The sequence below is a fragment of the Acidicapsa borealis genome (assembly GCF_059115245.1).
In genome coordinates this window covers 4,020,324-4,033,507 of sequence record NZ_JCACNY010000001.1, presented here as the reverse complement: position 1 = coordinate 4,033,507, position 13,184 = coordinate 4,020,324, and the positions used below count along the sequence as shown (strand labels likewise).

7 protein-coding genes are annotated in these 13,184 nt (G+C 57.7%); all 7 read left to right on the top strand.

Annotation, left to right across the window (positions count from 1 at the left end; genetic code table 11):
* Positions 1-12: 12 nt before the first annotated feature.
* Genes AC5S27_RS16540 through AC5S27_RS16510 form a run of 7 tightly spaced genes read left to right on the top strand, consistent with a single transcriptional unit; the run spans position 13 to position 13,168 of the window.
* On the top strand, positions 13-2,505 hold the full coding sequence (locus tag AC5S27_RS16540) for an ABC transporter permease (RefSeq protein WP_493935667.1): 2,493 nt from the start codon (positions 13-15) through the stop codon (positions 2,503-2,505).
* 15 nt (positions 2,506-2,520) lie between these two features.
* On the top strand, positions 2,521-4,974 hold the full coding sequence (locus AC5S27_RS16535; RefSeq protein ID WP_493935666.1) for an ABC transporter permease: 2,454 nt from the start codon (positions 2,521-2,523) through the stop codon (positions 4,972-4,974).
* A gap of 29 nt (positions 4,975-5,003) precedes the next feature.
* Positions 5,004-7,538 carry an ABC transporter permease gene (locus AC5S27_RS16530; protein WP_493935665.1) on the top strand — a complete coding sequence of 845 codons (2,535 nt, stop codon included), beginning with the start codon at positions 5,004-5,006 and terminating at the stop codon, positions 7,536-7,538.
* 26 nt (positions 7,539-7,564) lie between these two features.
* Positions 7,565-8,272 (top strand): ABC transporter ATP-binding protein, encoded by a 708-nt coding sequence (locus AC5S27_RS16525; protein ID WP_493935664.1) that lies wholly within the window; start codon positions 7,565-7,567, stop codon positions 8,270-8,272.
* Entirely contained in the window at positions 8,269-10,299 is a 2,031-nt protein-coding gene (locus AC5S27_RS16520) for a TolC family protein (protein ID WP_493935663.1), read from the top strand. Before AC5S27_RS16525 ends, AC5S27_RS16520 begins: the two co-directional genes overlap by 4 nt.
* Positions 10,300-10,329: 30 nt before the next feature.
* Positions 10,330-11,721 (top strand): sigma-54-dependent transcriptional regulator, encoded by a 1,392-nt coding sequence (locus AC5S27_RS16515; RefSeq protein WP_493935662.1) that lies wholly within the window; start codon positions 10,330-10,332, stop codon positions 11,719-11,721.
* Complete coding sequence (locus tag AC5S27_RS16510) at positions 11,711-13,168, top strand: sensor histidine kinase (protein ID WP_493935661.1); 1,458 nt, start codon at positions 11,711-11,713, stop codon at positions 13,166-13,168. Before AC5S27_RS16515 ends, AC5S27_RS16510 begins: the two co-directional genes overlap by 11 nt.
* Positions 13,169-13,184 lie beyond the last annotated feature (16 nt).

The window sequence follows — 13,184 nt, the reverse complement described above, 5'->3', positions numbered from 1 at the left end:
GAGGAGATTTGGATGCTGACACTCTGGAATGATCTTCGTTATGCGCTGCGCCAGTTGCGCAAGTCGCCGGGCTTCACGATCACTGCTGTGCTCACGCTTGCGCTTGGAGTTGGCGCGACTGCGGCGATGTATAGCGTGGTCTCATCTGTGCTGTTGCAGCCGCTTCCTTATGTCGATGCGGATCGCATGGTTGGAGTCGCCTTTACCTTTGCTGAGGAGAAGCCGAACGCAGAGCAGACGGGTGCTGCAGCTGATTTTCTTCGCGAGAACACCACCAGCTTCTCCTCCTTTGCGGTGATGAACGATTCGGGCCCATCTGTGAATCTTTCGGTCAACGGAGGGCATGCTGTCCAGGTGACGGCGCTGCAGGTCTCCGAAGGATACTTTCGTACGTTTGCAGTTACACCCGCACAGGGGCGTGGGTTTCTTGCGGATGAGGATCGTCCCGGAGGCGGCAAGGCTGTCGTGATGAGTGATGGTCTGTGGGCGCGTTTGTTCAATCGCGATGCGTCGATTGTAGGTAAGACTATCCGGGTGAATGAAGAGCCGTACACGGTAGTTGGCGTGATGCCTGCGAACTTTGCGGTGACGGCGCAGACTGCGCCCGGTGTGCTCGGTACGCCGGATTTGTGGCAGCCCTTGCAGCTAAGTCCGAATGATCCCGGCTATGATGGCGACAACTATGAGATGGTTGGCCGCCTGAAGCCTGGTGTCACGATGGCACAGGCGCAGCAGGAGTTGAGCGCGCTGGAGCAACCGTTCTATCAGCGCTTTCCTGGGTATAAGCGTTGGGCGACCCCTGCGCATGAGCTGCATCAGTTTCGCGCGTGGAAGCTGCAGGATGTGATGGTAAGCGATGTGCGCCGCAGCCTGCTTACGCTGCTGGGTGCAGTGGTCGCCGTGCTGCTGGTGGCCTGCCTGAACCTCGCCGGATTGATGACAGCGCGTGCAATGCGGCGCTCGCGGGAGATGGCGCTACGTACGGCTCTGGGCGCCACGGGTGGACAACTTCTCCGCTTGATCGTGTGTGAGGGACTGGTGCTTGCATTGGCTGGATCGGCGCTCGCGCTGGTTGTGGCGGCCACCTCTGTGCAGATCCTGTTGCACTCTTCCCCGCTGGGTATCCCGGTGCTGGGCGCGGATCGCAACCTTTTATCGATGGCGGGCGCCGTGCTGCTGATTGCACTCACAGCGAGTGGGATATTTTCGGTACTACCTGCGTGGGCGATCCTGCGGCGGAAGACGCGCGAGATGCGACTGGGTGGTCCATCCGTTGGAGATTCGCTTTCGCATGCCCGCTTGTCGCGTTTCCTGATGGTGACGCAGGTAGCTCTGGCGATGGTGTTAGTTTCGACGGCATCGTCTTTGCTGGGGACGTTCGTGAAGTTGCGTTCGCTGCCTTCAGGAGTTGAGGCGAAGCAGTTGAGCGTTTTTCAAGTAGCGCTGAAGGGGCAGCGCTATGCGACGACTCAACCCACTTCGCAGTTTGTAGAGAAGGTTGTGGAGCAGCTGCGCAGTCAACCGGGAGTCGAACATGCGGCGGCGATCAATGGGCTTCCGCTTGATCGTGGATTGAATATCGGCGGGTATCCTACGGGACGGAAAGAACTCGCGCGCAGCGTCGAGTTTCGTGCGATATCTCCGGATTACTTCAAGACCATGGGCATCGCTCTTCTCAACGGGCGCGGTGTCTTGGAGAGCGACCGCGCAGGGAGCGATCTTGTGGTCCTGGTGGGCGCGACGGCGGCGAAGAAGTGGTGGCCGGGCCGCTCGCCGATTGGCGAATCGATTCGCATGGGGGATGATCGCGACTGGCGTGTCGTGGGCGTTGTTGCCGATGTGCAGCAGCACTCTCTGCAGGAGAGTCAGGGTGTAGTGATCTACGGGTCCTTTGCCCAGATGAGCGATGAATTCACAAGCATGGTCAATGGCTGGTTCTCGACAAGCTTTGTCATTAAGACGGCTGCCCATCTCGATGTAGCCTCGATGGCGCGGCAGGCCGTGGAACAGGCCGACTCCGAAATCCCGATTGCCAGGTTGACCACGATGCAATCAGTCATCGATCACACAGTGGAAGAGCCTCGTTTCTTCTCTCTGTTGGCCAGTGCATTCTCGGGCTTTGCGGTGGTGCTTACGGTCATCGGTCTTTTCGGATTATTGAGCTATCAGGTATCGCAGCGGACACGGGAGATTGGCGTGCGTATGGCGCTCGGAGCGAATCGGACGAGCATTCTTCGCACATTCCTATTGCATGGGATCACAGTTGCATCACTAGGTGTGGTATCAGGAATCTTCGCCAACTGGCTCCTTCATCCGGCGGTAACCCGTTTGCTGGCAGATGCTGGTGTTGAGCTCGTATCGGGCTCTTCGAGCGTAGCTGTAAGCGCGACGCAAGCTGCGTTGACGTCAGCCTTTGCAATTCTTGGTGCGACACTGCTGGCGAGTTGGCTGCCTGCGCGTCGAGCGGCTGCAGTAGAACCAATGGATGCGTTGCGATCAGAGTAAGAAAAGGATAAGAGAATGCAGACACTGATGCAGGATATTCGTTACGCATGGCGGCAGTTGCGGAAGTCATGGGGATTCACGATCGTTGTGGTGCTCACGCTTGCGCTCGGCATAGGCGCGAATACGGCTGTGTTTAGTGTGATGAATGCTGTGCTCATGCAAATGCTTCCTGTGAGCCGCCCCGAGGGGCTGACCTATGTGCGTATGGCCAACGGATTAGGGCAGGCGCCGGGCGGCAGTAATACCGGCGACTCCTCGACCTCATTCACTGAGTCTACTTTTGAAATGCTGCGTCAGCATAAGGATGTCTTTGAGGATCTGGTTGCGTACGTGCCGTTGAGTTTCACGGGAAGCGTGGCTGTTCGCTACGGCGAGGTGCCTGAAGAGAGCGAAGGCGAAGAAGTTAGCGGCAACTTCTTCTCAGGGATTGGGGCGCACATCGCGGCTGGCCGCGGCTTCACGCTTGACGATGAGAAGAGCCATGCACCGATTGTCGTATTGAGCTACGACTACTGGATGCGGCGCTTTGCAGGTGAGCCGAACATCCTTGGCCAGACTCTGTATGTGAAGGGCGTGCCACTGACAGTGGTTGGCATTGCTGGCCGCGGCTTCAAGGGGATTGAGCCGGCGACATCGACGGACTTCTGGATACCCTTGCAGACAAGTGCGGAACTAAATGCCTGGGGTAGCACATTTGCGAAGTTGTACGACTCCCCGAACTGGTGGGCTCTCCGGATGATGGCTAGGCTTAAGCCTGGAGTGACACCGCTGCAGGCGTCGCAGGCTCTCGCAGGTCCGTTCAATGAATTGGTAGTCAAGGTCAATGGCAAGTACGACACAAAGGCATGGCAGCCTTTGCTTGATTTTGTTCCGGCGCGCGGTATCGCCGGATACAACGAGGAGTATCGCGAGCCCGTGCAGATATTGATGGGTCTGGTGGCGCTGGTGCTGCTGATCGCGTGCACGAACGTTGCGATGATGGTGCAGGCGCGTAACGCTGTGCGGCAACGCGAATTCAGTCTGCGGTTGGCTCTCGGTGCGCGCAAGATGAGCATCTTCCGTCAACTCCTGTGCGAAAGTCTTATGCTGGTCACGGCCGGTGCTGGACTGGGATGGCTCTTTGCTCTCTCGGCTACGCGCGCGCTCACCGCTTGGTCCGGTATCGAGACCGGATTGAGTCCGGATGGAACGGTACTGCTGTTTACGCTGCTGATCTCTGCTGCTGCAGCGCTGATCTTTGGATTGGTGCCACTGTGGACCGCGCTCAGCGCTCCTGTTGCCGGGGTGCTACGTTCGACAGCTGCAAACACTACGGCGAACCGAGGCCGCGTGCTGAGTGGGCGCATTGTGCTTGCTGTCCAGTTGGCGATTTGCCTGGTGTTGCTGATGGCTGGCGGCCTCCTGCTGCGAACGCTCGGCAACTACGCCAAGCAGAACCTGGGCATTGACACCGATGGGCTGCTGGTCTTTGGCGTCACACCTCAGGGCAAGACGGATGGGCATGTGTTCTACCGCACGCTGATTGATCGCCTGCGCGCTACGCCTTCGGTGAAGTTGGTGTCGATGGCAAGCAATCGTCCGGGCTCTGGATGGAGCAATAACAACAGCCTCACTTTGGACGGGGTGGAGCAGCGCGATGTACAACTGCGCTCGAATGACGTGGGTTCGGACTTCTTTCATACCATGGGCATTCCGATCCTGGAAGGCCGAGACTTCCTCGACAGCGATACGCAGACTTCGCAGAAAGTTGCTGTGGTGAATCAGACCCTGGCGAAGCGGTTCTATCCTAATCGCAGTCCCATCGGCCACATGCTCGGCGGCAATCCTGCATTCTCCATCATCGGTGTCGTCGCTGACAGCAAGTACTCAAGCGTCAGTGAGGCCAGCCAGCCTATGGCCTACTTCGCCAATATGCAGGCACCGGAAATCGGCACGATGCATATGGAAGTGCGCACCCGGGGCGATGCCAGCGCCATGTTGCCGGTGCTGCGAAGGATCGTGGCACAGGCGTACCCGAACGTGCCGCTCGAAAAGCCAATGACACAGCAGGCGCAGTTCGAGGAGTCCTATCAGCAACAGCGTATGTTCGCGGCCATGGGCGGATTCTTCGGCGTGTTGGCTGCGGTACTGGTGGCTACGGGGTTGTACGGGACGCATTCGTTCCGCGTGAGCCGCCGGACTACTGAAATTGGCGTACGTATGGCTTTAGGGGCGAGGCGTGGGCAGATTCTTGCGATGGTAATGCGTGAGAGCCTTTGGATCCTGCTGACAGGACTCATCGTCGGACTGCCGCTGACCTATATCTCGATCCGACCGCTGAAGTCGATGCTGTATCAGATGTCGCCATTTGACCCAATGAGTTTTGCGATCGCAGTTGCCGCGATGGTTATGGTTGCGACCTTTGCGGCGCTGCTTCCGGCGCGGCGGGCTGCTCGCCTTGAACCAATGCAGGCACTTCGCACCGAATAGTAACTCTATCGGAGATAAGGGATTCAATCATGCATACATTTCTTCAGGATTTTCGTTACGCAGTGCGGCAGTTGTTACGCGCGCCGGGCTTTGCTGCCACCGTCATTGTCACGCTGGCGCTTGGAATTGGCGCGAATTCGGCGATCTTCACAATCTTCGATCAGGTATTGCTGCGCATGTTGCCGGTGCAGAATCCCAAGGAGCTTGTACGCTTCGAGTGGACCGGAGCCTTTAGTGGTTCAATGAGCAGCTTTGGCGGCGAATCCGGGAATACGCACAACTACTTCTCCTACCCGATGTACAAGGATTTGCGCGAGAAGAACTCTGTGTTTACGGGCATCCTGGCAGCGGACCGATGCAGCCTTGGCATCTCCTGGCATGACCAGGCAGAGAACAAGGACGCTGAGGTTGTGTCCGGAAATTACTTCGAGCTGCTGGGCCTGCGGCCGACTGTTGGCCGCCTGTTTTCAGCGAACGATGAGACGGCCAGGAATGCCAATCCTGTCGCTGTGCTTAGCTACGACTATTGGAAGTCCCGCTTCAACGCACAGCCGGATATCGCCGGCAAGACGGTTCTCATCAACGGGCATGAGTTCACCATTACGGGTGTAGCTCCACAGGGCTTCAACAGCGCTATTGATGGTTATAAGCCTGTTGTCTTTCTGCCGCTGACGATGAGCGATATTGCGATGCCGTGGAGAGCGCCGATCGAGGATCTGACCAATCATCATTCGACCTGGATCACGCTGGTGGCGCGGTTGAAGCCGGGAGTGACTCGCCAGCAGGCTGAGTCGGCGATGGGACCACTGTGGTACTCGCTGCGCGCGGAAGAGTTGACGAGCTACGGTTCCATGTCAGCACGGTTCAAGGACAAGTTTCTCAATCACTCGCATCTGTCTGTGGTCGAAGATTCGACCGGATTCATGCCCGAGCGCAGTGAGTTGAAGACGCCTCTCCTGGTACTGATGGGCATGGTTGCTGTGCTCGCCGCGATGTGCGCGGTCAACGTGGCAACGCTGCTATTGCTGCGCGCTGCGGGGCGTGTGCGCGAGATATCCATGCGCTATGCGTTGGGTGCGGCGCGTTCGCGGATTATCGTGCAACTACTTGTCGAGGGCGGAGTTCTTGGGTTGTGCGGAGCTGTAGCCGGAGTGGCGCTTTCGCCGGTCATTGCCAGCGCGCTGGTCCGCATGATCAGCAATTCCGATGAGGTGGCCGATGCGCCGTACTCGGCCAGTGTCGACGCGCGTATCCTTGGTTTCACCCTGCTGTTGTCGGTTGCCGTAACGATTGCTTTCAGCATCGTTCCTGCATTGCAGTTCCTGCGGCCGCGATTGGCTGAGACGCTGCGACAAAACACTGGGACGGCATCCAAGGGCTCGCAGCGTTTCCGTAAAGTGGCTGTTGGCTTGCAGATTGCGCTCACGGTTCTTCTGCTGGGTGGCGCGGGTCTCTTCCTGCGGACGCTGAGCAACTTGCGCGGACAGAGTGTTGGCTTTCAGCCTGCGCATGTCGTGAGTTTCGATGTCGATCCAACGCTTGCCGGCTATGGAGACGACCGGACGCCGCAGGTTGAGACGAGTGTGCTTGAGGCGGTGCGAGCTATTCCTGGCGTACAGCTCGCTGGAGGAACAACCGATGCGGAGATTGCGGGCAACTCGAGCAACTCGAACTTCACGGTTGAGGGACATACCGCTACAGAAGATGAAAATATGGACTTTGAGGTTCCGTTCATTACTTCTTCTTTCTTCGCGACGCTGCGGCAGCCGCTGCTTGTGGGTCGTGAATTTGGCCAGGGTGATGTGAAGGACAGCCCCAAGGTTGCAGTCGTTAATCTCGCTTTTGCCAAGCGTTTTTATGGCTCGCCGCAGAATGCGATCGGGCGGCGTATTGCGGAGGGAGCGGGGAACAAGATTGTGCTGAATACGACGATCGTCGGCGTGGTAGGTGATGTGCGACATCGCTCCATGCGCGCTGAGCCCAAAGGAACGGTGTATCGGCCTTATCTGCAGGAGGAGCATCCCGGCGGTTTGCGCATGTATGCGCTGACTTCACAGGACCCCAAGTTTGTTGAGGCCGCGATTCGCGATCGGATTCGGCGGCTTGATCCCAAGCTGGTGGCCGACAATCTGATCACGATGGATGAGCAGTTGGATCGCAGTGTGTCCAGCGAGCGGACGCTTGCCACCTTGGCCATGAGCTTCTCCGGGCTTGCGCTGTTGATGACTGCGGTGGGACTGTATGGAGTACTTGCGTTCGCCACGGCCCAGCGTACTCGCGAAATCGGTGTGCGCATGGCGCTTGGGGCGCAACGGATTAGCGTTGTGCTGCTGGTGATGCGCGAGATGGCATTGACTGCGATTATTGGTGTAGCAGTTGCGCTGCCCGCGGCATTTGCGCTTTCGCGATTGTTGACGACTCAGTTGTACGGTGTACAGCCGGGCGATCCATTGACCCTGATCGGGTGCGTGCTGGTGAGCGCTGTGATGGTCGTGCTTGCTGCAGCTATCCCGGCGCGCCGCGCCGCATCCATTGATCCCATGAAGGCACTCAGGTCTGAGTAGCAGAGAGTTTGGAGTTAGACACAGTCATGATTGAATTGAACAAAATCGAGCGCAGTTACAAGACCGGCCACACAGAGACATGGGTGTTGCGCCATGTGAACCTCACGATCCGTCAAGGTGAGTTTGTTACCGTGATGGGGCCGTCCGGGGCAGGGAAGTCTTCGTTGTTGAATGTACTCGCCATGCTGGATGATCAGTGGCACGGCGAGTTCTTCTTCGAAGATGAAGCCGTGCATCGTATGAATCGCAAGCAGCGGGCTGAACTCGCGCGCAGGCGCATCGGTATGGTCTTCCAGAGCTATCATCTGCTGGACGATCTGAGCGTGGCTGAAAATATCGATCTGCCTCTGTCTTACAAGGACATTCCACGCCAGGAGCGTCAGGCGCTGGTGGCTGACACTCTCGATAAATTCAACATCGTAGGCAAAAAAGATCTGTTCCCGAGTCAGCTCTCGGGTGGACAGCAGCAGCTTGTAGGCATCGCTCGCGCGGTCATTCATAAGCCGAGCCTGCTGCTTGCCGATGAGCCTACGGGCAATCTGCATTCCGGTCAGGCAAAGGAGATTATGGAGCTGTTCAAGAGGCTGAATGACGAGGGAACGACGATCGTGCAGGTGACGCATTCCGAGGAGAACGCCAAGTATGGATCGCGCGTGATCGAGCTGCGCGATGGATGGCTTTATTCGGATACTGCTGGACTTCCGGATGTAGCCGCCGCCGGGGTGCAAGCATGAAGCTCATTGGGAATGAAATGACGGGCCGCACCACTGCGGCGCGTGTATTAGCAGCATTGTGCAGTGTAAGTCTTGTCCTGCAGGGGCCGTTCGCAGCGATGGCGCAGAGCGCGCAGAATCAGGCGCCTGATGCGCCCGCGCCACGGACCGAGAACGCTCCATCGCCGAGTGCACCGTCGGGACGTATCCCATTCAACTTGTTCTTGAAGACGTCGCACAATCCTCTGGATTGGTATCGAGGCAAGAGCGTTCCTCCGGTGGATCTGGCGAACTCGGCGCGACTATCGTCGTTTATCCGCGACGGCAAGCTGTACCTGACGCTGCGTGACGCGATTGATCTGGCTCTGCAGGATAACCTGGATATGGTAATTGCACGTTACAACCTGCCAATCGCGCAGATGGACGTATTGCGTACGTCTGCGGGCGGTTCGGTGCGCGGCGTGAATACCGGTGTGGTGTCGGGAACGCCGGGCGGAGCAAGTTCGTCGGTGGGCGGCAGCGGTTCGGGCGCCGGTTCGGGTGGTACGACAAGCGGCGCAGGTGGTGCTGGTGCGGGTGCTGGCGGCCTTGTTCAGAACACGATCGGCGGCGGCACTTCCGTCAGTAACTACGACCCTTATTTTCAATTCACCTCATATGTGGATCACACGTCGCAGCTCTTGCCGAACAAGATTGTTTATGGCGTTCCGGTGATTCATTTGAATACGATACAGGCCAATTTCTCTTTCTCCGAGGCCTTTGCAACGGGCGGCAGTATTCAGGCGACCTGGAACAACAATCGCGAGACGACGAACAGTCCGAATAACAGCTTCAATCCGCAATTCTTCTCGAATGCGCAAATCTATGCGCAGCAGCCGCTGCTTGCGGGCTTTGGTTTTGGCCCCAATCTTCGCTATCTTCACATTGCCAGGACCAATAAGAAAGTGACAGACATCGCGTTCAAGGCGCAGGTGATCGCGACTGTTACGCAGATCAGCAATCTGTACTGGAATCTGGTTGCGGCGTACGATACGGCGCAGGTGAATCAGCGTTCCGTCGACTTTGCGAACCAGACTCTGGAGAAGAGCAGGAAGCAGGTTGAACTTCAGGCGATTCCAGAGATGGATGTATTGAAAGCTCAGGGCGAACTCGCGACGCGCAAGCAGGAACTGACTGTGGCCCGGACCAATCTGGAGCTGCAGGAGCTATACATGAAGAATGCGATCACGCGCAGTCTTGAGGATCCGATTCTGGAAGAGATGGCCGTGGTGCCCCTCGACCATATCGCGGGTAATACGGATGCACCGACTGAGACTGTGCAGGAACTCATTGATGAGGCTTTGAAGAACCGGCCTGAAGTTCAGGAATCGACCTTGCAGCTCAAGAACAGTGAGTTGAGTCGCAAGTCAGAGCGCAATGCCTTGCTACCTTCGCTCAATCTGTATGGATTTCTTGCCGGAACCGGGTACTCGGGTCCTCTGAATCCGCTTGACGGCTCGGGAACTGGGAACACTACGCCATCGAATGGATTGGGTGGAGCGGTGGGAAATGCCTTCAACTATTCTTCCCCGGAATATCAGGTCGGTATTCAGCTTGGCATTCCGATTCGCAATCGCATTGCGAAGGCGGATCAGTACCGCACCGAGCTTGAGTTCCGACAGTCGCAGCTTTATCTCGAAGAGCAGAAGAAGAGCGTTCGCATCGAAGTAAGGAATGCACGCTTTGCTCTCGAGCAGCAGACGAGCCGCGTAGACGCTGCTCGTGAAGCGCGCGATCTGGCATCGAAGACTCTGGATATTTATCAGAAGGAGCAGAAGCTTGGCGCTGGATCGAATCAGCAGACGTTGTCCGCGGAGCACGATCTGGCAGTTGCAGAGAATGCTCTGGTGACGGCACAGACTGACTACGCCAAAGCGCGGATCGAGCTGATGCGTGCTACCGGTTCCATCCTGGAAAACTATGGGATCTCCGTGGAATTGAACCACAAAGGGGATGCAACGGGAAATGTGACCCAGGCGACGACGCCGGCTGGTCCGGGTGGACAGTAGGCGCTGCTTGCTGACACACTGGCAAAAGGTATGACGACGAATCCTAAGACGACTTCGGCGAGCGAGCGGCCGTACAGGCTGCTTGTTGCCGATGACCAGCCGCAGATCCTCGAGGCTCTTCGGCTGTTGCTTAAGCCTGAGGGCTATCACCTGGAGATGGTACGCACTCCTGCGCTCGTGTTGGAGGCGCTGGCACACGATACCTTTGATGGGGTCCTGATTGATCTGAATTACACGCGCGACACCACTTCCGGCAAGGAAGGGATGGAGCTGGTAGGGCGTATCAAAGAAGCCGATCCGCAATTACCGGTTGTGGTGATGACGGCGTGGGGCAACATCGATCTTGCTGTGGAAGCGATGCGCCGCGGAGCCAGTGATTTTATTCAGAAGCCATGGGAAAATCCGCGGCTGCTCAGCATCCTTCGCACGCAAATGGAACTGCATCGCAGCCAACGCCGCACGCAATGGCTAGAGGCGGAGAATCGTATCCTGCGTGCGCCCGGTGCCCCCGACTTTATTGCCTCTGCTCCTTCGATGCGCCTGGTGCTTGAGACGATGTCGCGCGTTGGTCCATCGGATGCGAATGTTCTCATCACCGGCGAGCATGGGACAGGCAAAGAGGTTGTGGCGCAGATGCTGCATCGTCTGTCGGGCCGCGCTCAACGCACGCTGGTCGCGGTAAACACTGGCGCACTGCCGGATGGCACGTTCGAGAGCGAGCTGTTTGGCCATGTGAAAGGCGCATTTACCGATGCGCGTACAGATCGCATCGGACGCTTTGAGCTTGCTAGTGGGGGCACACTTTTTCTCGATGAGATTGCGAACATTCCTATTCGCCAGCAGGCCAAGATTCTTCGCGTGCTGGAGACGGGTGAGTTGGAGCGTGTCGGTTCTTCGCGCACACAGCAGGTGGATGTTCGCATCCTTTCTGCGACGAATGCCAATCTGCGGCAGGATTGTGCGGAAGGGCGATTTCGCGAGGATCTTCTGTTTCGATTGAACACGGTTGAGATTTGCCTGCCGCCGCTGCGAGAGCGCCGTGAAGATATTCCTGCACTGGCTGGGCATTTTCTCGCGCGGCATGCGACTCGCTATCGCCGGCAGATTCAGGGGCTGGAGCCTGCGGCTCTGCAGGTGATGTTGCAATATGCGTGGCCGGGTAATGTGCGTGAGCTTGATCACACCATTGAGCGCGCTGTGTTGATGGCGCGCGGAGAGCGCATTGATGCTGCCGACCTTGCGCTACATGCACAGCGATCGGCAGCAGCTCCTACGATGGATGATCTGAGCCTGGAAGCTGTGGAGGCCATACTGATCCGCAAGGCTCTGTCGCGCGTGGGCGGCAATGTGAGCCAGGCTGCGGATGCGCTTGGCCTGAGTCGTGGAGCGCTTTACCGGCGCATTGAAAAGTATGGTCTCTAGCGAACAAGAGGAGCGGCTCACTAGAGCGACCAAGGTCAAGCGTCTGCCTTTGGGCAGGACACGGCAGCGGCTTAGCTTCGAACTCTGGCTTCGACTGTCGCTTTATCTCCTCGGTTTGCCAACGTTTCTTCTCGTTGCTTACGTGATGCATGTGCGGAATGTGGATGCATCGATCCAGTGGATTGCGCTGCCTGCGCTCGTTCTGACGTGGCTCTTTCTGGTCTCGCTGATGGTGGAGCAGATTTTGCGGCCGCTGCAAACGCTGGCTAATGTGGTCGCAGCGTTGCGTGAGGATGATTATTCGTTTCGTGCGCGGGGCGGAAGGCGTAACGATGCGCTGGGAGATCTGGCCCTTGAGATCAACGCTCTTGCCAGCATGCTGCAGGTGCAGCGCGTCGGCGCGATGGAAGCAATGGCGCTGGTCGAGCGGGTGATGAAGTCCATGCAGTCGCCTGTGCTTGCCTTCGATCCTGAGGGCCGGTTGAAGCTGCTCAATGCTGCGGCGGAGCGGGCTTTCAGCCTACATTCGGCTCCTGCCTCTCAGCGTCCGGCGGGTACAACCAATCAGAGCAAGTTTGACCTTGACCGACTGTTGCGGGCTGAAGATAACGATCTGCTTTCGCTCAGTAACTCGCAGCAATCGGCACGATGGGTGGTCAAGCGAACGAGCTTTCGTCTGCGCGGCGTGCCGCATACTCTCTTTGTCTTGTCCGATGTGAGCGAGGCGCTGCGGGAAGAGGAGCGTCTGGCATGGGAGCGACTCATTCGCGTGCTGGGCCATGAGATCAATAACTCACTGACTCCAATCAAATCGATTGCCGGCAGTCTTCGTGGGCGGCTTGTATCTTCTGCGGATTCTTCCGAAGAGAGTGAGGACTTTGCACGCGGGCTTGAGGTAATTGAAGATCGCGCTGAGTCTCTGAATCGCTTTCTTCAGGCTTACCGCGAACTGATGGGATTGCCTGCGCCCAAGCTGCGATCTGTTTCCCTCGCATCTGTGGTGAAGGGTGTTGCGAAGCTGGAGACGCGGCTTCCGGTTGCGATAGGCACGACTGAGGACGTGTTGATACTCGCAGATCCCGACCAGCTGGCGCAGGCGTTGATCAACCTCGTTCGTAATGCTGCGGAGGCATCGCTGAGTCCGGAGGCGCGAAAGTCCGTCGGGCAGGCTCCGTGTGTGGAGGTTACATGGGAGGTTGGGCAGAGCGAGGTTCTTATCAACATTGTTGATAATGGCCTTGGTCTGACGAACTCTGACAATCTCTTTGTTCCCTTCTACACCACGAAACCGGGTGGAACAGGCATCGGTCTTGTGCTGGCGCAGCAGATCGCGATGGCGCACTCCGGATCTGTGCAATTAGCCAACCGGACGGACGGTCAGGGATGCAGGGCTTGCATGCAGTTGCCCATCACCAACCCCGCGCGTTCCGACTCCAAGGCTGATTGATCGCAGGATTGTTCTT